This is a genomic window from Cryobacterium sp. AP23 (genome assembly GCF_054075385.1).
This window is the reverse complement of sequence record NZ_CM133415.1, coordinates 2858711-2881585: the sequence shown is the minus strand read 5'-3', so window position 1 is coordinate 2881585 and position 22875 is coordinate 2858711. Positions and strand designations below refer to the sequence as shown.

General features: G+C 69.8%; 20 protein-coding genes. 7 read left to right on the top strand and 13 right to left on the bottom strand.

Annotated features, from left to right (window positions below; translation table 11 throughout):
- Positions 1-54 precede the first annotated feature (54 nt).
- The gene (locus tag ACU5E9_RS13670) at positions 55-666 is read left to right on the top strand and encodes a CueP family metal-binding protein (RefSeq protein ID WP_456810455.1); all 612 of its coding nucleotides are present in this window, start codon (positions 55-57) and stop codon (positions 664-666) included.
- A 103-nt stretch (positions 667-769) separates the two neighbouring features.
- Here the strand turns inward: ACU5E9_RS13670 and ACU5E9_RS13665 are convergent, their stop codons facing one another.
- Complete coding sequence (locus ACU5E9_RS13665; protein WP_456810454.1) at positions 770-1675, bottom strand: LysR family transcriptional regulator; 906 nt, start codon at positions 1673-1675, stop codon at positions 770-772.
- Positions 1676-1835: 160 nt separating this feature from the next.
- On the opposite strand from ACU5E9_RS13665, the gene ACU5E9_RS13660 reads away from it, so the two are divergent.
- From ACU5E9_RS13660 to ACU5E9_RS13640, 5 genes are read left to right on the top strand one after another with little or no spacing between them, the layout of a single operon-like run.
- Positions 1836-3221, top strand: a complete 1386-nt coding sequence (locus ACU5E9_RS13660) for an MFS transporter (RefSeq protein WP_456810453.1) — start codon at positions 1836-1838, stop codon at positions 3219-3221.
- Entirely contained in the window at positions 3221-3967 is a 747-nt protein-coding gene (locus ACU5E9_RS13655) for a 3-hydroxybutyrate dehydrogenase (protein ID WP_456810452.1), read from the top strand. Before ACU5E9_RS13660 ends, ACU5E9_RS13655 begins: the two co-directional genes overlap by 1 nt.
- A gap of 50 nt (positions 3968-4017) precedes the next feature.
- Positions 4018-4743, top strand: a complete 726-nt coding sequence (locus ACU5E9_RS13650) for a CoA transferase subunit A (RefSeq protein ID WP_456810451.1) — start codon at positions 4018-4020, stop codon at positions 4741-4743.
- Entirely contained in the window at positions 4740-5393 is a 654-nt protein-coding gene (locus ACU5E9_RS13645; protein ID WP_456810450.1) for a CoA transferase subunit B, read from the top strand. Before ACU5E9_RS13650 ends, ACU5E9_RS13645 begins: the two co-directional genes overlap by 4 nt.
- Positions 5390-6583, top strand: coding sequence for an acetyl-CoA acetyltransferase (locus ACU5E9_RS13640; RefSeq protein ID WP_456810449.1), 1194 nt, complete (start codon positions 5390-5392; stop codon positions 6581-6583). Before ACU5E9_RS13645 ends, ACU5E9_RS13640 begins: the two co-directional genes overlap by 4 nt.
- An 88-nt stretch (positions 6584-6671) precedes the next feature.
- Here the strand turns inward: ACU5E9_RS13640 and ACU5E9_RS13635 are convergent, their stop codons facing one another.
- From ACU5E9_RS13635 to pnuC, 12 genes are all read right to left on the bottom strand, one after another.
- Positions 6672-7529, bottom strand: a complete 858-nt coding sequence (locus ACU5E9_RS13635; RefSeq protein ID WP_456810448.1) for a Cof-type HAD-IIB family hydrolase — start codon at positions 7527-7529, stop codon at positions 6672-6674.
- Between the two features lie 82 nt (positions 7530-7611).
- Positions 7612-9036: a glycoside hydrolase family 1 protein gene (locus tag ACU5E9_RS13630; RefSeq protein WP_456810447.1), complete on the bottom strand. Its 1425-nt coding sequence runs from the start codon at positions 9034-9036 to the stop codon at positions 7612-7614.
- A gap of 74 nt (positions 9037-9110) precedes the next feature.
- Positions 9111-10970: a beta-glucoside-specific PTS transporter subunit IIABC gene (locus tag ACU5E9_RS13625; RefSeq protein WP_456810446.1), complete on the bottom strand. Its 1860-nt coding sequence runs from the start codon at positions 10968-10970 to the stop codon at positions 9111-9113.
- A gap of 201 nt (positions 10971-11171) precedes the next feature.
- Positions 11172-12059 carry a PRD domain-containing protein gene (locus ACU5E9_RS13620; protein ID WP_456810445.1) on the bottom strand — a complete coding sequence of 296 codons (888 nt, stop codon included), beginning with the start codon at positions 12057-12059 and terminating at the stop codon, positions 11172-11174.
- Between the two features lie 126 nt (positions 12060-12185).
- Entirely contained in the window at positions 12186-12704 is a 519-nt protein-coding gene (locus ACU5E9_RS13615) for a DinB family protein (RefSeq protein ID WP_456810444.1), read from the bottom strand.
- A 171-nt stretch (positions 12705-12875) separates the two neighbouring features.
- On the bottom strand, positions 12876-14255 hold the full coding sequence (locus ACU5E9_RS13610) for an AMP-binding protein (RefSeq protein ID WP_456810443.1): 1380 nt from the start codon (positions 14253-14255) through the stop codon (positions 12876-12878).
- A complete protein-coding gene (locus ACU5E9_RS13605; RefSeq protein ID WP_456810442.1) occupies positions 14248-15132 on the bottom strand; it encodes a hypothetical protein in 885 nt (294 codons plus the stop codon). The genes ACU5E9_RS13610 and ACU5E9_RS13605 overlap by 8 nt, the downstream gene beginning before the upstream one ends.
- A complete protein-coding gene (locus ACU5E9_RS13600) occupies positions 15125-17110 on the bottom strand; it encodes a VWA domain-containing protein (protein WP_456810441.1) in 1986 nt (661 codons plus the stop codon). Before ACU5E9_RS13600 ends, ACU5E9_RS13605 begins: the two co-directional genes overlap by 8 nt.
- Positions 17107-17871 (bottom strand): potassium transporter Kef, encoded by a 765-nt coding sequence (locus ACU5E9_RS13595; RefSeq protein WP_456810440.1) that lies wholly within the window; start codon positions 17869-17871, stop codon positions 17107-17109. Before ACU5E9_RS13595 ends, ACU5E9_RS13600 begins: the two co-directional genes overlap by 4 nt.
- Positions 17868-19445, bottom strand: coding sequence for an AAA family ATPase (locus tag ACU5E9_RS13590; RefSeq protein ID WP_456810439.1), 1578 nt, complete (start codon positions 19443-19445; stop codon positions 17868-17870). Before ACU5E9_RS13590 ends, ACU5E9_RS13595 begins: the two co-directional genes overlap by 4 nt.
- Before the next feature lie 10 nt (positions 19446-19455).
- Positions 19456-20529, bottom strand: coding sequence for an AAA family ATPase (locus ACU5E9_RS13585; RefSeq protein ID WP_456810438.1), 1074 nt, complete (start codon positions 20527-20529; stop codon positions 19456-19458).
- Positions 20522-21169, bottom strand: coding sequence for a nicotinamide riboside transporter PnuC (gene pnuC, locus ACU5E9_RS13580; protein WP_456810437.1), 648 nt, complete (start codon positions 21167-21169; stop codon positions 20522-20524). Before pnuC ends, ACU5E9_RS13585 begins: the two co-directional genes overlap by 8 nt.
- A 189-nt stretch (positions 21170-21358) precedes the next feature.
- Here pnuC and ACU5E9_RS13575 point away from each other — a divergent pair, with 189 nt between their 5' ends.
- A complete protein-coding gene (locus tag ACU5E9_RS13575; protein ID WP_456810436.1) occupies positions 21359-22846 on the top strand; it encodes an MDR family MFS transporter in 1488 nt (495 codons plus the stop codon).
- The last annotated feature ends 29 nt before the right edge of the window (positions 22847-22875 follow it).

Genomic DNA, 22875 nt, shown 5'->3' with positions numbered 1-22875 from the left:
GCGGCAGGTCTTTGGTCACTACGGTGGCCGAGCGGATGCGCCCACGCTGGAGGGATGAATCGTTCACGAACCGTGGCCAGCCTCGGCGCAGTCATCTTCCTCCTGGCCCTCACCGCCTGCACCGGCGGCGGGCCGGCTGCCGTCTCGACCGGGACCGGCGCATCCGCCGGCCTGGGCGTGGAGGCCGACGCGATGCTCGCGCAGTACGACATCTCGGCTCCGGCTACCGCGACCGACCTGATCGAGCAGCTGCAGGCGCAGCCGCTCGCGGACCGCCCGGACGGCCTGATGGCCTCCGTGCGGGTGGACGAGCTCCTGCTGGCCAGCGGAGACGACGAGGTCAGCCTCGCGCTGCCCGAGGACGAGTTCCACCTGTCCATCGCGCCGTACCTGACCGACACGCACGAGTGCTTCTATCACTCGCTCACCACCTGCGTCGGCGAACTCGGCGACGAGGACTTCCATGTCACGATCACCGACGACGCGACCAATGACGTGCTTCTCGACCGCGACGTGACCACCTTCGAGAACGGGTTCTTCGACGCCTGGCTGCCGACCGGGCTCGACATCACTGTGCTCATCGACGACGGTGAGCGCTCAGTGAAGCTGCCGCTGGGAACCAGCACCGACGACCCCACCTGTGTCACCACGGCACAGCTGAGCTGAGCTTCACCGGAGGCAGGCACTCGCTGCGCCCCCTACGGCGGGTCGCGCCCGCTATAGCGGGCGCGGTCGGCCACAGGGGGCGCGGTGAACGCCCCGTGCGCCCTCAGCCGCGGAGCGCCGGCGCCAGCGCCAGCATCCGCGCCCGGAGCGCCTCGACGACGGCAGCGATCACCGGCTGGCGCAGGGCCTCGGGGCGCAGCACCATCCAGTACGGCAACTCTTCGACGAACTCGTCGGGCAGCAGCCGCACCAGGTCGTCGTGCCGGTCGGCCATGAAGCAGGGCAGCAGGCCGATGCCGCCGCCCACCCGGGTGGCCTCGATCTGCACGAACACGTTGGTCGAGCTCAGGGCCCCGCGCATGGTCGGCACGCGGCGGCGGGGCGCATCGAGGTCGTCCACCTGCAGCATCGAGTCGACGAAGTAGACCAGCGGATGCTCCACCAGCTCGGCCACGCTCGCGGGCGTGCCGCTTCGGGCGAGATACTCCCGGGACGCGTACATGCCCAGCGTGTACCGGCCCAGTTCGAAGGCCTCGGCCCGGTGCGCCTGCGGCCGACCCACCACCACCTCGATATCGAGGCCCGAGCGGTGCTGCAACGCCTGCCGGGTGACCGTGACGATCTCCACCCGCAGCAGCGGATGCGCGCGCTGCAGTTCGGCCACCGCCGGCGCCGCGATGAACGCGCTGAAGCCATCCGTGGCCGAGAGCCGCACCACGCCGGAGAGCGGGCGGTCTGACTCGGTGGGGCCACCCAGCAGGTCCAATGCCGCCTCCACGTTCTCTGCCGCCCGCACCGCGCGGGTGCCCAGGTCGGTCAGTTCCCACCCGCCGGCGGTCCGGGAGAGCACCCGCCCGGCGAGCGCCGTCTCCAGCGCACTGATGCGACGGGAGATGGTGGTGTGGTTCATGCCCAGGGATTCCGCGGCGGTGGTGAACCGGCCGGTCCGGGCCACGGCCAGCAGCACCAGCAGGTCGTCGGGGTTGGTTGCAGGCGTCTGATCGGACATATCTGCAATTATGCACAACGGGAGTGTGGAAGTGGTTATTGCTGCAGGGTGGTTGTGCCGCAATACTCAGGGAAGCCATTCACCGTCCCGCCGATTCCGCGGGTCGACCCGGCAGGCCTTCCCCCACCCAGTGTCAATGCCGATACTCAAGGAGATCACCATGAGCGCTACCTCCCGTGTCCAAGCCGGAAGCGGCACCTCCCCCACCAGCGAAACCTCCGGTCTGAAGAAAATCGTCGCCGCCTCCATGGTCGGCACCGTCGTCGAATGGTACGAGTTCTTCCTCTACGCCACCGCCGCGAGCCTGGTCTTCGCCACGGTCTTCTTCCCCAACGCGGGCAGCCAGCTCGACGGCATCATCGCCGCGTTCCTCACCTACGCGGTGGGCTTCATCGCCCGTCCGCTCGGCGGCATCGTCTTCGGCCAGATCGGCGACAAGCTCGGCCGCAAGCACACCCTGCAGGTCACCATCGTCCTGGTCGGTGTCGCCACCTTCCTGATGGGCTGCCTGCCCGGCTTCGACACCATCGGCTACTGGGCGCCGGCCCTGTTGGTGGCGCTGCGCTTCATCCAGGGCTTCGCGGTCGGCGGCGAATGGGGCGGCGCGGTGCTGCTCGTCGCCGAGCACAGCCCGAACCAGTCCCGTGGTTTCTGGTCCAGCTGGCCGCAGTCGGCCGTTCCGGTGGGCAACCTGCTCGCCACGCTGGTGCTGCTGACCATGTCGTGGACCCTCCCCGCCGACCAGTTCCTCAGCTGGGGCTGGCGCGTGGCGTTCTGGCTGTCCGCCATCATCGTCGTGGTCGGCTACTACATCCGCACCCACGTCAGCGAAGCGCCGATCTTCCTCGAGGCCCGCGCCCAGGTCGAGGCCGAGAAGGCCATCAGCTACGGCGTCATGGAGGTCGTGCGCAAGTACCCGAAGGGCATCCTCGGTGCCATGGGCCTGCGCTTCGCGGAGAACATCCTCTACTACATCATCGTCAGCTTCTCGATCGTCTACCTGGTCACGGTGTGGGAGTACAACACCAGCAGCCTGCTGCTCGCCCTGCTGATCGCCCACGTTGTGCACTTCCTGGTGATCCCGCAGGTCGGCCGGCTGTCCGACCGCGTCGGCCGCAAGCCCGTCTACCTCGCCGGCGCCATCCTCGGTTCCACCTGGGCGTTCTTCGCCTTCCCGATGTTCGATACCCAGAACCCGGCGCTAATTGTGCTGGCCATCACCATCGGCCTGTGCTTCCACGCCCTGATGTACGCCGGCCAGCCCGCGATCATGGCCGAGATGTTCCCCACCCGGATGCGCTACTCGGGCGTCTCCCTCGGCTACCAGGTGACCTCGATCCTGGCCGGCTCGCTGGCCCCGATCATCGCCACGGCCCTGCTCAAGGAATTCGACTCCTGGATTCCGGTGGCCCTCTACGTCGCCGCCGCCTGCGTCGTCACCCTGGTCGCCGTGGTGACCCTCAAGGAGACCCGCGGCATCTCGCTCCGCGAGGTCGACGCGGTGGATGCCAAGAAGCACGGCCTCACCCCCGTCGCGGTCGACTGATGCTGAGCGATCTCACCGGCCAGACGGCCCTCATCACCGGCGGCGCCGGCGGAATCGGGGCGGCCTGCGCGGCCGCCCTGGCCGCCAAGGGCGCGCACGTCATCATCGCCGACCGCGATGCCGAAGCCGCCGAACGGGTGGCCGGCGAGGTCCGCGGCGAGGCCTGGGCCGTCGACCTGCTCGACACCGGGGCGCTGGAGAAGCTGGCGCTTACGGCCGACATCCTGGTCAACAACGCCGGCTACCAGACCATCAGCCCGATCGAGGCGTTCGAGCCGGCCGAGTTCCGCCGGATGCTCACCCTGATGGTCGAGGTGCCGTTCCTGCTGATCCGGGCCGCTTTGCCGCACATGTACGCCAAGGGGCACGGCCGGATCATCAACATCTCCTCGGTGCACGGGCTGCGCGCCTCCCCGTTCAAGTCCGCCTACGTCACCGCCAAGCACGGCCTCGAGGGGCTGTCCAAGGTGACCGCCCTCGAGGGTGGCGACCACGGCGTGACCAGCAACTGCGTGAACCCCGGCTACGTGCGCACCCCGCTGCTGGAGAGCCAGATCGCGGCGCAGGCCGAGGCGCACGGCATCCCGGCCGACGAGGTGATGCACGAGGTGATCCTGGCCAAGAACGCCATCAAACGCCTCGTCGAACCCGACGAGGTCGCCGCCCTGGTGGCCTTCCTCGCCTCCCGCGACGCGGCCATGGTCACCGGCTCGTCGTACGTGATGGACGGCGGCTGGACCGCCTGAGCGGCCGGCTGCCCCATCCTTTCCCGACCCACCCCACGGAGGAGAATCCGATGACCACCCTGCACCTCAGCGCCGCCGAAGCCCTGGCCGGCACTCTCACCGACGGCTGCGTGCTCGCCGTCGGCGGCTTCGGCCTCAGCGGCATCCCCGCCGACCTGATCGAAGCCGTCCGCGACTCCGGCGTCACCGGCCTCACCGTGGTGTCCAACAACATGGGCGTCGACGGCCTCGGCCTGGGCCTGCTGCTCGAGGCCGGCCAGGTGCGGAAGGTGATCGCCTCCTACGTCGGCGAGAACAAGCTCTTCGCCGAACAGCTGCTCGACGGTCGCCTGGAGGTGGAGTTCAGCCCCCAGGGCACCCTCGCCGAGCGGCTGCGCGCCGGCGGTGCCGGCATCCCGGCGTTCTACACCAAGACCGGCGTCGGCACCCTGGTCGCCGAGGGCAAACCGCACGCCGAGTTCGACGGTGAACGCTACGTGCAGGAGCGCGCCATCATCGCCGACGTCGCCCTGGTGCGCGCGCACACCGCCGACACCGCCGGCAACCTCACCTACCGGTACACCGCCCGCAACTTCAACCCGATGGTCGCCACCGCCGGCCGAGTCACCATCGTCGAGGCCGAGCACATCGTGCTGGCCGGCGAGCTCGACCCCAACCACGTCATCACTCCCGGCGTCTACGTGCAGCGCCTGGTGCCGGCCACGGCCCGGGAGAAGTCGATCGAACAGCGCACGGTGCGCCAGCGCGCCACCGTGACCGAAGGAGCACTCCGATGAGCTGGACCCGCGACGAGATGGCCGCGATCGCCGCCACCGAGCTGGAGGACGGCGACTACGTCAACCTCGGCATCGGCATCCCCACCCTGGTGGCCAACAACCTGCCGGATGGCGTCAGCGTGACGCTGCAGAGCGAGAACGGGCTGCTCGGAATGGGGCCGTTCCCGTTCGAAGGCGAGGAGGACGCCGACCTGATCAACGCCGGCAAGCAGACCGTCACGGTGCTGCCCGGCGGGTCGGTGTTCGACTCCGCCACCTCGTTCGGCATGATCCGCGGCGGCCACGTCAAGGTCGCCATCCTCGGTGCCATGCAGGTGTCCGGCAACGGCGACCTGGCCAACTGGACCATCCCCGGCAAGATGGTCAAGGGCATGGGCGGCGCGATGGACCTCGTCGCCGGCACGCCGCGCGTGGTGGTGCTCACCGAGCACATCGCCCGCGACGGCTCCGCCAAGATCGTCACCGAGTGCACCCTGCCGCTGACCGGGGTGGGCGTGGTCGACCGGATCATCTCCGACCTCGCCGTCTTCGACATCACGGCGGCCGGACTGGAGCTGACCCGCCTCGCCCCCGGTGTCACCGTGGACCAGCTGCGCGCGTGCACCGAGGCCGTGTTCACGGTTGCCACCTCGGCGGAGGTGACCGCATGAGCCTGTCCGACCGGTTCGGCACCGACGTGCTGCTCACCGGCTGGGGGCACAGCCGGTTCGGCAAACTCACCGACGACACCCTCGAATCCCTCATCGTGCAGGTCACCCGGGAGGCCATCGCGGGCGCCGGCATCGACGCGGCCGAGATCGACGAGATCTACCTCGGCCAGTTCAACTCCGCCCTGGTGCCGCTGGGGTTCCCGTCCTCCCTGGTGCTGCAGGCCGACCCGGTGCTGGCGAACGTGCCGGCCACCCGGGTGGAGAACGCCTGCGCGTCGGGGTCGGCCGCCTTCCAGCAGGGCGTGAAGTCGCTGCTGGCCGGCACCGCGAAGACGGTGCTGGTGATCGGCGCCGAGAAGATGACCCATGCCCCGGCCGACCGGGTCGGTGCGGCACTGCTCGGCGCGGACTACGACCTCGCCGGCACGCCATCCAGCACCGGGTTCGCCGGCCTGTTCGCCGTCGTCGCCGACGCGTATGCCGAGCGCTACGGCGCCATCGGTGACGTGCTCGGTTCGATCGCCGCGAAGAACCACCGCAACGGCGTCAACAACCCGTACGCGCAACTGCGGAAGGACCTCGGCGAGGAGTTCTGCCGCGCCGTGTCGGAGAAGAACCCGATCGTGGCGGGGCAACTGCGCCGCACGGACTGCTCCCCGGTGTCCGACGGCGCCGCCGCGGTCATTCTCAGCACGGATGCGCGGCGCGGTTCGGGCGCGGCCACCGACCCCGTGCGGCTGGCCGGCTTCGGCCAGGCCAACGACTTCCTGCCCGCGGCCCGGCGCGACCCCACCGCCTTCGCGGCCACCCGGGTGTCCTTCGAACGCGCGCTGACGATGGCCGGCGTGGGCCTGGACGACCTGGACTTCGCCGAGCTGCACGACTGCTTCACCATTGCCGAACTGGTGCTCTACGAAGCGATGGGCCTCACGCCGGCCGGCGAGGGCCGCCGGGCCATCGACGAGGGCTGGGTGCAGCCGGACGGCCGGCTGCCGGTCAACCTGTCCGGCGGGCTCAAGGCCAAGGGGCATCCGGTCGGCGCCACCGGGGTGTCGCAGCACGTGGTGTCGGCCATGCAACTCACCGGCACCGCGGGCGACATGCAGCTGCCCGGCGCCCGTCGCGCCCTGGTGCAGAACATGGGCGGCGTCGGAGTGGCCAACTACGTGAGCGTGCTCGAGGCCCTCTAACCCTCAACTGTTCCCGCTGCGGACAAATGGTCCCGGTGCGCCGGGTGCATTTGTCCGCACGGGCAACAGTTGCGGCGGGGCGCGCGGGTCAGATCAGGCCGTGGCGGCGGAACGCGTTCCAGACGCCGTCGTCGAGCACGCCGGTGGTGACCTCGTCGGCGTGCGCCTTGACCGCATCCGTGGCATTGCCCATCGCAATGCCGACCCCGCAGACCTGCAGCATCTCGATGTCGTTGGTGCTGTCGCCGATGCCGATGGCGGATGCCGCGTCGAGGCCGAGCTTCTCGAGCAGCTGCAGGATCGTCGAGCCCTTGTTCACACCGCCGAGGGTGACCTCGCCGCTGCCCTTGCCCATGTGCGGGATGGTGCCGGTTATCACGTGGAAGTCGCCGCTGAGCGCTGCCGACACCCGGTCGAACGCCGTCAGGTCGCCGGCGAGGAACACCGACTTCGCAATGCCGGTGTAGCTGAGCGGGCGTACCCGGGCGAAGGCCTTCAGGGCCGGGTGCTCGTCGGTGTCGGTCACCGATTCCAGGTCGCCCCGGGCCTGTCCGCGGCGCTCCTGGTCGTCCTCGAGGTAGGTCGCGAACCGGCCGCGTACGCCGGGGCTCGGGTAGAGCTCGTCGAACGCCTGCAGGTAGAAGTCGTAGCCGGATTCCTCGTAGAAGCCGACCATGCGGGCCACGGCGTCCTCGGGCATGGTGCGGGAGATCACGAGCTCGTCGCCGATCTCGGCGAACCCGCCGCCGGCGCTGATCGCGCCGTCGAAGCCGATGTCGCGGATGGCGGGGTAGATTTCCACCGACGCCCGCCCGGTGCTGAGGTAGACCAGGTGCCCGTTCGCCCTGGCGGTCTGCACCGCCTCGATGGTGGACGGGGCGATCACCTCGCCTGAGTCGATGAGGGTGCCGTCGACGTCGAGGAACGCGATGCGCGGGGAAACCATGTGGTGCTCCAAACGAGGCGGTCTCCGGGACTGGAAAAACGTTCCGGAGACCACCCAAGGGGTTAATACGTATACATCGACGCTAGCGGGTGAGGCTGGCGCCGTTCGACTCGATGACCTCGGCGTACCAGCCGAAGGACTTCTTCTTGTACCGGTCCAGGGTGCCGGTGCCGTCGTCGTTGCGGTCCACGTAGATGAAGCCGTAACGCTTGCTCAGCTGTGCGGTGCTGGCGCTGACGAGGTCGATGCAGCCCCACGGGGTGTAGCCCATGACCTCGACGCCGTCCGTGATGGCCTCGCCGACCTGCACGAGGTGGTCGTTGAGGTAGGTGATGCGGTAGTCGTCGAGGACGGTCTTCTGACCGTCGACCTCGACGAGCTGGTCCTTGGCGCCGAGGCCGTTCTCCACGATGAACAGCGGCTTCTGCCAGCGGTCCCAGAACTGGTTGAGTACCACGCGCAGGCCCACCGGGTCGATCTGCCAGCCCCATTCGGATGCCTGCAGCGTCGGGTTGCGCACGCCGCCCATGATGTTGCCCTCGCCGATGACGCGCTTCGAGTCGTCGGCGGTCTCGGCCACGCTCATGTAATAGCTGAAGGAGACGAAGTCGACGGTGTACTTCTTGAGCAACGCGCGGTCCTCATCGGTGATCGTCAGTTCGACACCCTGGTCGCGCAGGCTCCGCAGGTAGTAGCCCGGGTATTCGCCGCGCACGTGGATATCGCCGAAGGCGAGGTTGGTGCGCTCGGTGGTCAGCGCCGCGAAGACGTCGTCGGGGTCCGGCGACAGCGGGTAGGCGGGCATCGCCAGGACCATGCAGCCGACCTGGGCGTTCGGGGCGAGCTCGCGGGCGGCCTTGGTGGCCAGGGCGCTGGCGACCAGTTCGTTGTGGATGGCCTGGTACAGGTCGGTCTTGGAGAGCTGGTCCTTGGGGGTGTTGATGCCGCCGGACATCAGCGGGGCGTGCAGCACCGAGTTGATCTCGTTGAAGGTGAGCCAGTACTTGACCCGGCTGCCGTAGCGGGCGAACAGCACGCGGGCGTAACGCTCGTAGAAGCCGATCAGGTCGCGGTTGACCCAGCCGTCGTAGGTCTCGGTGAGGTGCAGCGGGGTCTCGTAGTGCGACATGGTCACGAGCGGCTCGATGCCGTGCTTCTCACACTCGTCGATGACCCGGTCGTAGAAGGCGAGGCCCTCTTCGTTGGGCTCGGTCTCGTCACCGAGCGGGAAGATGCGGCTCCAGGCGATGGAGAAGCGGAAGGTCTTGAAGCCCATCTCGGCGAACAGGGCGATGTCTTCGGCGTAGCGGTGGTAGAAGTCGATAGCCACCTGCTTGAGGTTGTCGTCGGTGGGACCCTCGGTGCGCGGGGTGGTGATGCCCTGCGGCATGACGTCCTGGATGGACAGGCCCTTGCCGCCCTCGTTGTAGGCGCCCTCGATCTGGTTCGCGGCGGTGGCGCCGCCCCAGAGGAAGTCGGCGGGGAAGGGGGATGTGGACTCGGTCATTCTGGTACTCCTTTTATTACGCACTTCATGGGGTGGAGGAGCAGCGGACCGCTCCTCCACCGGTAGGTAGTTCTTTACTTCGCGGCGAGGGCCAGGTCTTCTTCGGCGATGGCCAGGAAGAGGGTGTCGCCGTGGGCGACCGGGCCCGACGCAGGCGAGCCGATGGTCGGGTACTTCTTGGGGTTCGTGATGATGACCGGGGTGGTCACGTCGTAGCCCGCCGCGGTGATGGCGGGGATGTCGAACTCCACCAGGAGGTCGCCGGCGGCAACCTGCTGGCCCTTTTCGACCTTGAGGCTGAAGTGCTTGCCGGCCAGCTTGACGGTGTCGATGCCGATGTGGATCAGCGCTTCAGCGCCGTCGGCGTGCTTGAGGCCGATGGCGTGCCCGGTGGGGAACGCGGCGACCACGGTGGCGTCGAACGGGGCGTACAGGGCGCCGATCCGGGGGCGGATGGCCACACCCTGGCCCAGGGCACCACCGGCGAAGACGGCGTCGGGCACCTCGCTGAGCGGAACGGCGGTGCCGTCCAGCGGGCTGAGCACCTGCAGGTCGGTGCTTTCGATCGGGGCAGCGACCTCGGCGACCGGGTCCTTGAAGCCGACGATGACGGTGAGGAGGAACGGCACGATGATCGCGACGGCCAGGCCGAGGAACAGCATGACCAGGTTGCCCTGGCTGAGCAGCGCCGGCAGGGCGAGGCCGGACGGCAGGACGAAGGCGTTTGCGGCGATGCCGCCGGCGGAGATCAGGCCACCACCGATGACACCACCGATGACGCCGTACACGAACGGGCGCTTCAGCGGCAGGTTCACGCCGTAGATGGCGGGCTCGGTGACGCCGGCCAGGAATCCGGACAGCGCAGCCGGGGCCGCGAGGGACTTGAGGTTCTTGTCCTTCGTGCGCACCCAGACGCCGGTGACCGCGGCAGCCTGCGCCAGGACGGCGGCGAACAGCGGGGCGACGAGGTAGATCAGGCCGCCGGTCTGGAGTTCGGCGGTCATCAGCGGCACGAAGCCCCAGTGCAGTCCGAAGATCACGAAGACCTGCCAGAGGCCGCCCATGATGGCGCCGCCGAGCCACGGCACGACGTTGAAGATCCAGCCGATTCCGCCGGCGAGGCCGCCGCTGATCAGGTTGGACAGCGGGCCGATGACGAGGAAGACCAGCGGAACCAGGATGAGGACCAGGAGCATCGGGGTGACGAAGCGGCGGATGGCGGAGGGGAGCTTCGCGTAGAGGAACCGCTCGGCGTGGCTCTGCAGCCAGACGACCACGATGATCGGGATGACGCTCGAGACGTAGCTGACCATCGTGACCGGGAGGCCGAAGAAGGTGATGTCCGGTACACCGTTGAGCGCCACGATGGACGGGTAGACGAGCGCGCCGGCGATGGCGAGGGAGGTGAACTGCTGCGCGTTGAAGTACTTCGCGGCGGTGATCGCGAGCGCGAGCGGCAGGAAGTTGATGAACGCATCCGAGAGTGCGTTGAGGAGCACGTAGGTCGTGGTCGTGTTGTCGAGCCAGCCGAAGGTCACTGCCGCGGCGAGGAACGCCTTGAGCAGGCCGGTTCCGGCCAGGGCCCAGAGCAGCGGGGTGAAGATGGCGGAAATCATGGCGATGAAGCGGTTGAGCAGGTTGCCCTTCGGGGCATCCGACGCCGTCTTGTCGTTCGACGCGGGTCCGGCGAGCTTGGAGATCTTGGCGATCTCGGCGAACACCTCGGGCACCTCGTTGCCGATGACGACCTGGTACTGGCCGCCGGCTTCGGCGGTGGCGATGACGCCGGGCGTGGCCTTGACGCCCGCCTTGTCGACCTTGGCGTCGTCCTTGATGACGAACCGCAGTCGGGTTGCGCAGTGCACGAGCGACGAAACGTTCTCCTCGCCGCCGACGCCCTTGAGGACCGCAGCAGCAGTCTTGGAGTAGTCCATCCGGAATTCACCTTCCGCCGCGACATCGCGGCTGTATTCATGGAGAGAAGCGCTTCACGGGGGTTTTTGGGCAAAAAAAAGACCTGAACTCGACCGTCGTCTTTCGACGTGGTGAATTCAGGTTTTGCCCGCTTACGCGGTAACAATCCGTTGATGCTTCGCAGGTCGTCCTCGCCCTGCACCGATCACGCTAGCACACGATCAGGGCCGTTGGCCATCGACCACCTGGTTGGCCAGGCGCTCCACGTGCACGATCACGTAGAGCAGTTCCTCGTCGGTGAGTTCGGATCCGGTGGCCGCGGTCACGTAGGCCTTCACGGCGGTGGCGATGACGTAGGAGCGCGGATAACTGAGCTTGGCGAACTCGAAGAATGACGTGTCGGAACCGCGCAGCATCGACTTCGCCACCAGCCGCTGCAGCAGGAACTGCACGTGCAGGATGAACCGGGCGTAGTCCGGACTCGCCGGATCCAGCTGCACCCCGAGGCCGCCCTCGACCGTGGTGACGACGTGCTGCACCCGGCGGAACAGCAGCGCGGCGGTGCCGTTCGGTTCATCCCGGGTCGCATTGAGGATATGCATCGTGAGGAATACGGCTTCTTCCTCGGGAAGCTCCGTCTCCAGGCTGGCACTCACCGAGCTGGCCATGGCCGTCGCCGCGGCGAACTCCTGCGGGTGCAGCACGCGCAGTTCGGGCATCGCGGTGCTCGGGATCCGGATGCCCTTGTCCATGCGCTCCAGGACATACTGCACGTGGTCGATGACCGCGATCAGCAACCTTCGGCCCAGGCTACGACCCAGCGTGCGTTCGGCTTTGTCGACGGCCCGGGTGACGGCCTCGATCACGGGATAGGGAACAGACGCGAGCAACTGGCGGGCATGGTCCGCCTCGCTGCCCTGGTCGAGGATGAAGGTCTTCTCCACCTTGGCCGGGTCGATGGTGTCGGTCGGCGAGAGCTGGAAGCCCAGCCCGCGACCCATCAGCACCCGCTCCTGGCCGGTGGCGTCCACGGAGATGACGACGTTGTTGTTGAGCACCTTGTGTGCCACAACTGCGGGCGTGCGCGCCACATTGCCATCCGTCGCCATGGCCGCAGTTTACAGGCTGGTAATCGGCGAGCAACTGTTACCCGTGCGGACAAATGGTCCCGGTGTGCCGGGTGCAAGTGTCCGCACGGGCAACAGTTAGCGGGCGGATGGGTCGGCCGGGGCGGGTCAGCCGGCCACGTCGTGCAGGTGGTGGGTCGGGTCGTGGATGAAGTACTGGGCCAGGGTGGTCACGGTGAACCGGGCACCGTCGCTGCGGCGGCCGGTGCGTTCCCGTTCGGCGGGCGGCACGGCGGCGAAGGCCTCCGCCACGGATGCCGCGGCCGCGGCCAGTTCCTCCGCGACCACCCCCGGGTCCTGCTCGTTGTAGCGCTCGGCCACGGCGGTGGCGTCCTGGTCCCAGTTCGCGAACTGCGGGTCATCTGCGGTGAGCATAAGGCTCAGCCGGGTGCGGAAGATGCGGAACACATCGCGCACATGGGCCGCATATTCCAGCGCCGACCAGGTCGCGTCGTCGGGGCGCACCGCCACGTCGGGCCGGGCGAGCACGGGAGCCCAGGCGGCGGCGTTTTGCTTGACCAGGTCGGGGATCTCGTCGTAGCCGAGGTCGGCGGATGAGAATCCGCATTCCGCGCAGGGGCGCTCGAGCACCCAGGTCCAGTCTTTGGTGTCGGGGGTGATCGGCATGTTCACAGCGTAGGGACGGCCGGCCGGTCAGGCGCGGTGCGGACTGCCATAAATCGGGTATCCGCTGCCAACCTCGCGCGTCCCGGCTGCCGCATCGCCGCAACTGGTCCCGGACCGGACAAGTGGTCCCGATGTGCCGGGCCCACGTGTCCGCACGGGGCCCAGTTGCTCTCAGGTTGCCGCGGATTCGTAGCGGCGCGGCTTCCCCTCGCCGAGGTCTTCGAGACGGGGCACCGCCCGCACTACGACCGGTCGGCCCAGCAGCCGGCCGAGCGCTTCGCCGATCTGGCCGGCATCGCCGCCCACCACCGTGGCGGTCACGGTTCCGTCCCCCGCCTGGTGCACAACCCAGCCGTGGGCACCGCCGGCCTGCAGGTGCTGGGTCAGGTCGACGGAGGGCACCAGCGAGCCGTCCGACGCCAGGAACCGGGTGGCCTCGCGGCCCTCCAGATCGGCCAGTGCGGGCCGGCCGGCCACGTCGACGAGGCGTCCGAAGTCGCCGGTGCGGTACCGCACCAGCGGCAACAGCGGGTTCTCCCCCGCGGTCACCACGATCTCGCCGCGCTCCCCCGGTGACACCGGCCGGCCGGCGCCGTCGAGCACCTCCACGTGCACCCGACGGTCCAGGATGACGAACGGCCCGCCGTTGGAGCTGGCGGCGATCGGCCGGGTCTCGTGCAGCCCGTACACGTCGATCACCGGGCAGTCGTACGCGTTTTCCAGGTCGCGGCGCAGCACCGAACTCAGCGCCATCGCGCCGCTGAACAGCGCCAGCGGGCGGAGCCCCGCCACCAGGTCGGGGTGCAGCAGCTCGGCCAGGCTGGTGGGGTTCCCGGTGAACACCTGCGGCTGCTGGGCAAGCAGGAACCCGGTGCGCTGGCCGTCGGCCGTCCACTGGGACGGGTGCAGGTTGAGCCGGGCCATGGGCGCCTGCCCGAAGCTGCTGATCGACGAGGTGTAGGTGAAGGCCTGCCGCTGATGCACCACGTAGGCCAGCGCCATCCGGTGGGGATCGGGTTGCCAGTCGATGCCCTGCTCGGCCACGAGACGCACCAGCAGGTGGAAGGTGCGGGCGACCTCTTCGACGTCGTCGGGAATCTGCAGCGCCCGCCCGGTGGTCCCCGAGCTGGACCCCTCGACCATGCGGTCGAGGTCGGCGTCCAGCGGCACGAACGCCGAGACGTCATCGAGCAGGTCGTCCCGGGTGACGGTTGGCCAGCTGGCCAGGTTGCCGAGCCGGGCCGCGTTCCGGCGGTAGGCGGGCAACCTTCGGGCGGTCGCGAGGTGCTCGGCCAGCCAATCGGTCACGGGAAGCGGAGCCTGAGCCCGCCGCACGCCGTCGGCGCTGAGCCGGTCACCGGTGCGGTGCACCCAGGCGGGGGCGAGCGGATGCCCGCTCACACCCCGCAGGCGTTCGGCGCCGGCCGCGTCGAGGGTGGGCCACCTCTCGGCATCGGTGAGCGCGACGGCGATGCCCGGCGCGTATTCGGCCAGCGCGAGCGGGTCGTCGGGATCAGGCGCCTGCGCGCCGGCCCGGCCGGTGTTACTCACTGGAGTACCGGGCGGCCGCCTCACGGGCCCGGGCTTGCTGCAGGCGGCGACTCACCTCGAGCCGGTGTTCGTGGTCGGCGAGGGTCTGGGCCAGCGCGGCGTTCTGTTGCAGGGAGTCGCGCATGGCGAGGATCGACCTGGCCGTGGCTTCGTCTTCGTCGGCCGGAAGATGCCCAGACCAGAAAAGGAATTGACGAGCGGCCTCATCCCGCCGATCGGCGTCCCGCACCCACTCGGCGGGGTCGACCACCGATGCCAGCCGGAAGGCCAGGGCTGCCAGCGCCCGATCGCGCGCCACCACGGACAGCGGCACCGACAACGGGCCGTGCAGGTCGTCGCTTGCCCACAGCCACAGCGCCAGGGCCGCACCCCGGCGGGCAGCGCTCGATCCGGTGGACCGAACCTGGTCGGCGGTGGCGAGCACCCGCTGGGCACGGAGGTCAGCACCGGAGAGCAGTTTCGCACCATATTCCACTTCCAGAATATGCTCCGCAAGTGGCAGGATCGCCACCGGGTCAGCCAGGAATGCAGGGGGAACCAGGGAGAGCCGGGTGGCGATTTCGGCGACGCCCGGCCCGGGCACGCACTGGCGCCACGCGGTCTCGACGTCATCCTCGCGGGCGAACCACAGGTCGAGCAGTACCTCGGCCTCGTGCACCGGCACGGGCTCCGGCTCGACATCGGTCTCGTCCGCCGGGTCGGCCGAACCGGCCGGAGCCGCCGGTGTCGGCGGTGTCGGCGGTGTCGGCGGGGCGGGCCGCCCTGCGCCAGGGGCGGCCGGCGGTGCCTGGGCGGCGGTCCTCGCCGGCAGCTCGGGTTCAGACAATCCGACCGCTTCCGCGAGTTTCCGCCAGAACGGGATCGGTTGGTCAACCACGGAATCCTCCTCGAATAGTGCTGGGGCGGCCGGAGGCCAGCGGGCTCTCCGCCAGGCGCCGGGCGAGCCGGGCGCACGCTGCCGGCGCATCGGTCATCTGCTCGATGTACTCGATGTCATAGCCGGCCGCGGCAGCGGGCCCGGCGACCGACCGGCGCGAATCCTGCAGGACGAGGGTGGCGGTGTCGAGCCCGCGGCGCACCCGGGCCGCGACGTCGGCGAACTGCGGCTGGCCGGTGCCGAACATCGATTGCAAACCCTCATCGGAGAGCACCACGACGTGGCGGCGCACCCTCGCACTGGCTCGGCCGAGGCCGCGGTAGCGATCGCCGTACAGGTCGAGCGGGAAGACGGTGCCGCCACCGAAGTAGGTGGTCAGGTCACGAAGGGCCTCGAGGCGGTCGCGGGTGAACCTCGCGCCGCCGGCGACCTGGCCGGCGGCCGAAAACGAGGTCACCCGCACCCGCCCGCCGCCGCGCAGCACCGACAGGATCAGGATGGTGCCGGCCAGTACGGCCGGCGACTCGAATTTCGGGTTCCTCATCGAACCTGACGAGTCGATGTACAGGTCCAGGTCGAGGCTCACCGAGGCCACCGGCGGCACATCGGGCAGGTATCCCCGCTGCCGGGTGGTCACCCCGGGCACGATGACGGGGCTGCGCGCCATCGACGCCGCCCAGTCGATCTCGGCCAGGTCGTCGCCGAGCTCCCACGATTCAAGCGGTCCGGGGATGTCGGTGCCGGCCGGAGGCGCGGCCGCGGAGCGCTGCAGCAGTGGGCGCACGTAGCCGCGCGCCCGGGTCTGGTACCAGGCCGCGATCACGTCGTTGGCGCCGCTGTCGCGGTACAGCTCGAGGGTCTGGGCGAGGCCGTACCCCTGGCCGGCCGACCCCGCCGGCGTGCCGGCCGACGCTGCCGGATCGCCCGACGTGCCCCCAGCGCCCGCGGCGTCCAGGCCCCTGGCCTTGACCACGGCCGGATGCTCGGGGGTGTCCTGCAGGCGGGCATCCCCCAGCACCGCCACGAGTTCACCGGCCGTCGCCGGGTTCGCACCGGACTCCCCGTCGCAGAGGCCGGCGCGGCGGACCGGGCGGCCCCGCTCCGGTGCCGCGTCCGCTCGCACGAGGTAGGGCGCCAGCAGCATTCCGAAGCGCAGGGCGCCGCTGACCGGGTCGTCGCCGAAGGTGCGCACGGTCTCGGCGAGCAGGCCGGCATCAAGCTGGGGGTTGGTCGCCGCGAGGGCGTTGAACTCCCGCTGTACGTCGCGGGCGGCGTCCTGGGCTTCGAATTCAGCCGCCTGCTCGTCGACCCGGCGCTGGTTTCCGGCGGCCGTGAGCTTGTCGAGCACGATCGTGCGGTGCTGTGACGTGGAGTGGTCCTCGCGTTGGCGCCGCTTCTCCTCGGCCGGGTCTACGGGAACGGCGGGCGGTTCGGCCGGGCAGAGCGAGCCCGCCTTGAGCACCCAGAGGATCTCGTAGGCCCGCATCAGCACCCACCAGAGCCGGTCCTCGGTGCCGTTCCACCCCAGCACCACCCACATCCGCACCATCTCCGGCGGCGTCGCCTGGCCATCCCGCCGGCGTTGCAGCTCGGCCACGCGCACGTTGATGAGCATGTCCGACCACAGGTTCGAGAGTCGGTGCACCTCGTCCGGCGCGTTCAGGATGCGCGTGGCGTCGGTGGCCGCGAGGGCTCGCGCGAGCTGGTGCGCGATCTTCAGGCCGGTCAGCCGGGTCGACGGCGACAGGGCGTGGTGGCCGATTTCGTGCGCGAAGATGCTTTCCAGGAAGCCGCCGACACCGAGTCTCTCGGCCAGGGGCAGGTCGAACGTCACCTGCGGTGGAAAGCTGAACCAGGCGAACGACCGCTCCTTCGCGTTCGGCTTGAGCTCGGGGTCGTGCAGTTCGACGCCCCACAGCGCCTGGGCGGTGCGCCAGGCCAGCCGCTGCCCGGCGGTGAGCTGGGTGCGGGTACTCATTCCGTGGCCCCCGGCAGCCGCAGTTCGGCGGTATAGGCGTGGATGCGCAGGATGGCGCCGGCCGCGCCGGACTCGGCCGGCCCGGCGGCGGTGTCGCCCGCCGTGGCCCAGCGCGCAGTCTCGGCGGCCATCGCCGCGGCGGTCTCCTCGGCCGCGAGCCGGACCAGGGTGTGCCCGAAGACGTCCGCGGTGAGCAGCCAGTCCTCCGCGGCGGCGGCGCTGCCGGCGGCCGTGCCGGCGGCGTAAGTGCGGACCAGGAAGGTTCCGGGCCTCTCACCGGGCAGCACCGCGACGGGCGGGGCCAGCCAGGGTCCGAAGAGGCCGCGGAACCCGCCGACCACGGCGAGCAGCTCCCCGGGTGCGTGCCGGCCGGGCCAGCCGAACCGGGAGGCGCGTTGCAGCTCGGCGAACGGGCCCAGACCGCCTTCACCCAGGCCCAACGCCGCGGCCGTTGCGGCCGGTCGGGTGTCGTCGCCGGCCAGGGCCAGGTCGAGGCGACGCAACGCATCCGTCCGGAAGCCGAGCGCGCCGCTTCTCCAGGCGGCGAGGGCGGCGTAGGTGAGCAGGGCGTCCCGGTCGGCGTCGGGCTGCACCGCAAGGGCCCGGCCGAGGAAGTGGCGATACCGGGCGCCGGCCGGGGCGCCGTGCCGGTCCTGGATCCGGCTCGCCGAGAGGGCGAGGTCCACCGACGTGGTCTCGGGCAGCGGCTCGTCGGTGAGTACCAGAGCCTCGTTCACGAGGTGCAGGGGGCGCTGGGTCACCCGCCGAACCCCAGCCAGCTCACGTAGTTGGTGTAGCGCTGGTGCAGGTATTTCAGGGCGAGCAGGTCGTCGAAGTGCCGGCCATAGAGCTTGCCCTGCCTGGCGATGCCGGCGATCAGCGATTCGATGCCGGTGAGCCGCTGGGCGGCCTGGGCGGAGGTGACGTCGTCCAGGCCCTGGTTGAACAGGTCGAGGGCCTCGCTGACCGGGTCGTGGCTGTCCAGGCCGAGGGCGGTGAACTGGCGGCGGGACTCGGCGAACAGGTCGGCGAGCCAGCTGATCGAGTCGGTGGCGAGCTCCCGGTCGGCGCCCACGTCGAAGCGGGGGTGGAGTTCGTTGGGCAGCAGCTTGCCGCGCAGGGCGAACGGCAGCACCGCGGCCAGGTCGTCCAGGCCCACCACCGGCCGGCCGCGGAAGTAGGCCATGGCTTTGGCGTAGCGGATCAGGGTCTGCAGCGACCGCACCGAGAGGCTGTTGCTGGTCTGCGAGCCGAGGTCGACCTGCAGGTCGGCGCCGGAGTTGGCCTCGATCACCTCGGTGACTTCACCGCCGCCGGTGCGCACGGTGTCCTTGGTGCGGTACTCGAACCGGCGGCCGCCCTGCTGCACGAATTCGAAGTGGCTGGCGAAGAATTCCAGCTGCCGGCGCACGGCCCCGGGCAACGGCACGGCACGGATGGCCGCCTCGAGCAGCCGCTGTTCGTCGGCGTCGAACACGAGTTCGGCGGGCAGGTGGTCCTCGGGCCGTTCGCCGGCCTCGACCCGGGCGACGAGCTCGTCGAAGAACCGGTTGTTGAAGCCCTGCGCGGCGACGGTCACGTCCATCCGGTCGCGGAGTGCCTGGATTACGGGGAAGGTGCCGCCGCCGGCGTCGTCGTTGGCGGTGAAGAACCAGCTCTCCACCCCGGATTCCGGCGCGGTGGAGTGCATCTGGTCGTGGCTCTCCACGTAGCCCTCGGCGACCATGGTCAGCAGCGCCGACTGGGTCTTGGTGGGGATCCGGTTGTACTCGTCGATGATCTTCACCGGCTGGGTGAGCCAGCCGCGCCAGGCGATCTCGATCTCGGCGAGGCTCCCGGCGGTGACGAGGTCGCGCGGCAGCGGCATCCCGACCAGGTCGCTGACGGTGACCTGCGGCTGGCCCTGCTGCACGTTGCGGCGCACCTCGCGGGCGTTCGATCCGGCGAGCACGCCCATCAGGATGGCCAGGGTGGTCTTGCCGCGGCCGGGCCCGCCCACGAGGAGGCACTTGCCGCCGACGGCGAAGGTGAGCAGCGGCAGCAGCACGTTCGACGAGTAGGACTGGTCGGTGGGCAGCTGCAGCTCGGCGCCGGCGTCGCCGAGCGCGAAGGTGACCGGTGAGCCGGCGGAGAATTCGACGTCGTAGAACGGCGAGATCACGGCCCGGTTCACCAGCCAGAAGTAGGCCTGGCGGAGCTTCTCATCCAGGGCCGTGTCGGCCACCGGTGGCGCCTCGGTGAAGAGGTCCTCCGCGGTGAGTTCCTCGCCCAGGGCCGTGGCGGCCGTGCGCGTCGGTGATGCGGATACCTTGTTCCAACGATTCCCCTGCGCCATGGAGTGCAGCCTATCGGGCGCTCTGGGCGGCGCGGTCGTGCGCGGCCTGCTGCTCGAGCGGCAACGCGAACACGAAGGCGCCGGCGAGCATCCGGTCGACGGCGGCGGATGCCTGCGCGACGCGGTCGGCCACCGACCCGGTCACCTCGAGCCAGGGCACCGGTTGGGCGGCGAGGGTGTCGCGGAAGTGTTGCTGCATGGCGTGCCGGATGTGCTCGCCGTCGCGCAGGCCGTCCTGCACGAACGGGATCTCGTCGCCGGTGAGCAGATACAGGGCGGGCGGGTGCGCGGCCGCGCGGGCCAGGAGGTGCGCCGGGGTCGGTCCCACGTAGCGTTCGTGCCAGAGGGTGGTGGCCAGCACGTCGGTGTCGCAGATCAGCAACGGCCGGGGCACCCGGCGAAGCGCCTGGTTCTCCAGATTGATCTGCCGGTCCACGATCAGGTCGAACTCGTCGCTGCGCCACGGGGTGTCCAGTCCGCCCGGCCGGGTTTCGCTGTGTTCCCGGCCGTACTCCGGCACGACCTCGGTGCCGTACTGCCCGGCGAGCGCGGCGGCGAGGGTGGTGCTACCGGTGGATTCGGCGCCGAGCACCACCACGCGAGGGGTCAGCCAGGCGCGCACCGCGGGAGCCAGCGCCCACCAGTTCCCGGGCACATCCGCGCGGATCGCGGTACCGGAGACGGGAGTGTGCCGCCGGCCGGGGTCGACCTGCACCCACTCGGCGCCGAGGCGCAGGGCGAGCTCGGCTCCGTACGGGTCGCTGGAGAAGACCGCGTCGACGGGGGCGTCCAGCAGCGCCCGGATCGGCACCATGTGCGCCTCCCAGGCGTCGGACGAGTCGAAGTCGACCGGAGCGTCATCCATGGCGCTGACAAGGCGGGCGGTGGGGTGTTCCTCGCGGAGCCAGGCTTCGCGCACGGTCAGCGGAATGGATTCCTGGCTGGCGCCGAGCAATTGCACGGTGACCCGGTCAGAGCGGGCCAGCGCGGTGCGGATAAGCGCCGAATGGCCGGCGTGCAGCGGGTAGAACTTGCCCAGCACCAGACCGTGCCGAAAGCGCCGGTCAGGGCCCTGATCAGGCACCGGTGACCGCGCCCTGCCGGGGCGCGGGCAGGTCGGCCGGGCCGTGCGGCAGGTCGCTGTCGGCTTGCCGCGCGCGGGCGCGGGTCCAGCCGCGCAGGCCGAACACGCACAGCCCGATGAAGAGGAGGTACAGCGCGGCGGTGATGTTCAGGCCCTTATAGAGGAACAGGCCCACATAGGCCACGTCGACGGCGATCCAGACGAACCAGTTCTCCAGCCAGCGCCGGTTGAGCATGTATTGCGCGACCAGGCTCACTGCGGTGGTCGCGGCATCCGCGATCTCGGTCGTGGAGTCGGTGTAGGAGTGCAGCGCGAACGCGATGATCACGGTGCCGGCCACGGCGGCACCGGCCAGTGGCAGGATGCTGCGGGCGGGCATCCGGGTGATCAGGGCCCGGGAATCGGCGGCGCGGTGCCGGGCCCAGCCGAGCCATCCCGTCACCCCGAGCACGAGGTACACGACCTGCAGCCCGAGGTCGGCGTAGAGCGCCGCCCCGAAGAACAGCACGATGAAGACCAGATTGTTGGCGATCCCCAACGGAAAGTTCCAGATGTTGCGGCGCGCGGCCAGCAACACACACGCCGCCCCGGTGCCGAATCCCAGAACCTCGGTCCAGTTACTTGCCAGCCATTCCCCCATGGTCCCAATCCTAGAAGTCCCCGTTGTCCCCGCCTGCCCCGCCTCACCCGCCAACTGTTCCCTGTGCGGACAAAAGGGCCCGGTGTGCCGGACGCAATTGTCCGATTCGGGAACATATCCGGCGCAGTCTGGTTGACACATGGGTACCTCATACTGGGGTCGCACCTGTGCCCGTTCGTTAGGACCCCGATGACCGACTCCACCGTCACCACCGCCCCCTCCCCCGTCCGCGCGGGCAATGCCCCGGATGCCGCGGGCACCAAGCTCGTCATCTCGCTGCTGCTGGTCTCCGCGTTCGTCGTCATCCTGAACGAGACCATCATGGGTGTGGCACTGCCGCACCTCATGACCGACCTGGACATCACGGCCGGCGCCGCCCAGTGGCTGACCACGGCGTTCATGCTCACCATGGCGGTCGTGATCCCGATCACCGGGTTCCTGCTGCAGCGGTTCAACACCCGGCCGGTATTCCTGGCCGCGATGACCCTGTTCAGCGCCGGAACCCTCATCGCCGCCATCGCGCCCGGCTTCGAGGTGCTCATCGTCGGCCGCGTCGTGCAGGCATCCGGAACAGCGATCATGATGCCGCTGCTGATGACCACCGTGATGACCCTGGTGGCCCCCGCCGCCCGCGGCAAGACCATGGGCAACATCTCCATCGTCATCTCGGTCGCCCCGGCGATCGGCCCCACCATCTCCGGCCTCATCCTCAGCGTGCTCGACTGGCGCTGGATGTTCATCCTGGTCCTGCCCATCGCGCTCGGCTCCCTCGCCCTCGGCGCCGCCCGCATCAAGAACGTCACCGAGCCCACCAAGGTGCCCCTCGACGTGTTCTCGGTGATCCTCTCGGCGTTCGGCTTCGGCGGGCTCGTCTACGGCCTGAGCAACCTCGGCGAATCCGCCACCGGCAACGCCGCGGCCGGCCTGGTGCCGCTGGGCGTCGGCCTCATCGCGATCGCCGCGTTCATCTGGCGCCAGATCGCCCTGCAGCGGAGCGACCGCGCCCTGCTCGACCTCCGCACCTTCGTCTCGCGCACCTTCAGCTTCTCCATCGTCATGCTGGCTGTGAGCATGATGGCGCTGTTCGGCACCCTGATCCTGCTGCCCATCTACATGCAGACCGTGCTGGGCCTGGATGCGCTCACCACCGGCCTGCTGCTGCTCCCGGGTGGCCTCACCATGGGCCTGCTCGCCCCGTTCGTCGGCCGGTTCTTCGACCGCTTCGGCCCGACCGTGCTGCTGGTGCCCGGATCGATCATCGTCAGCGGCGCGTTCTGGTTCCTCACCATGCTCACCGCCACCACGCCGTTCTGGTGGGTGCTCGTGGCCCACGTCGCGCTGAGCTTCGGCCTGGCGTTCCTGTTCACCCCGCTGTTCACCTCCGCGCTCGGCTCGCTCAAGCCCAGCCTGTACTCACACGGCAGCGCCGTCGTCGGCACCATCCAGCAGCTCGCCGGCGCGGCGGGCACGGCCCTGTTCATCACCGTGATGTCCTCCACCGCGGCCGCCCAGCTGGCCGGCGGCGCCCCCGACGTCGCCGCGACCGCCACGGGCATCCAGGCCGCCTTCTTCTACGGCGCGATCATCTCGCTGTTCGCGATCCCGCTGGCCTTCTTCATCCGCCGGCCCGCGGCATCCAGCACGGATGCGCATGACGCCCCGCTGATGGCGCACTAGTCACGACGCACCCCGCCTTCCTCGCCCCC

Coding starts and splice junctions, on each gene's coding strand:
- ACU5E9_RS13670 (WP_456810455.1), top strand. CDS start 55: ATGAATCGTTCACGAACCGTGGCCAGCCTCGGCGCAGTCATCTTCCTC.
- ACU5E9_RS13665 (WP_456810454.1), bottom strand. CDS start 1,675: ATGTCCGATCAGACGCCTGCAACCAACCCCGACGACCTGCTGGTGCTG.
- ACU5E9_RS13660 (WP_456810453.1), top strand. CDS start 1,836: ATGAGCGCTACCTCCCGTGTCCAAGCCGGAAGCGGCACCTCCCCCACC.
- ACU5E9_RS13655 (WP_456810452.1), top strand. CDS start 3,221: ATGCTGAGCGATCTCACCGGCCAGACGGCCCTCATCACCGGCGGCGCC.
- ACU5E9_RS13650 (WP_456810451.1), top strand. CDS start 4,018: ATGACCACCCTGCACCTCAGCGCCGCCGAAGCCCTGGCCGGCACTCTC.
- ACU5E9_RS13645 (WP_456810450.1), top strand. CDS start 4,740: ATGAGCTGGACCCGCGACGAGATGGCCGCGATCGCCGCCACCGAGCTG.
- ACU5E9_RS13640 (WP_456810449.1), top strand. CDS start 5,390: ATGAGCCTGTCCGACCGGTTCGGCACCGACGTGCTGCTCACCGGCTGG.
- ACU5E9_RS13635 (WP_456810448.1), bottom strand. CDS start 7,529: ATGGTTTCCCCGCGCATCGCGTTCCTCGACGTCGACGGCACCCTCATC.
- ACU5E9_RS13630 (WP_456810447.1), bottom strand. CDS start 9,036: ATGACCGAGTCCACATCCCCCTTCCCCGCCGACTTCCTCTGGGGCGGC.
- ACU5E9_RS13625 (WP_456810446.1), bottom strand. CDS start 10,970: ATGGACTACTCCAAGACTGCTGCTGCGGTCCTCAAGGGCGTCGGCGGC.
- ACU5E9_RS13620 (WP_456810445.1), bottom strand. CDS start 12,059: ATGGCGACGGATGGCAATGTGGCGCGCACGCCCGCAGTTGTGGCACAC.
- ACU5E9_RS13615 (WP_456810444.1), bottom strand. CDS start 12,704: ATGCCGATCACCCCCGACACCAAAGACTGGACCTGGGTGCTCGAGCGC.
- ACU5E9_RS13600 (WP_456810441.1), bottom strand. CDS start 17,110: ATGAGTACCCGCACCCAGCTCACCGCCGGGCAGCGGCTGGCCTGGCGC.
- ACU5E9_RS13590 (WP_456810439.1), bottom strand. CDS start 19,445: ATGGCGCAGGGGAATCGTTGGAACAAGGTATCCGCATCACCGACGCGC.
- pnuC (WP_456810437.1), bottom strand. CDS start 21,169: ATGGGGGAATGGCTGGCAAGTAACTGGACCGAGGTTCTGGGATTCGGC.
- ACU5E9_RS13575 (WP_456810436.1), top strand. CDS start 21,359: ATGACCGACTCCACCGTCACCACCGCCCCCTCCCCCGTCCGCGCGGGC.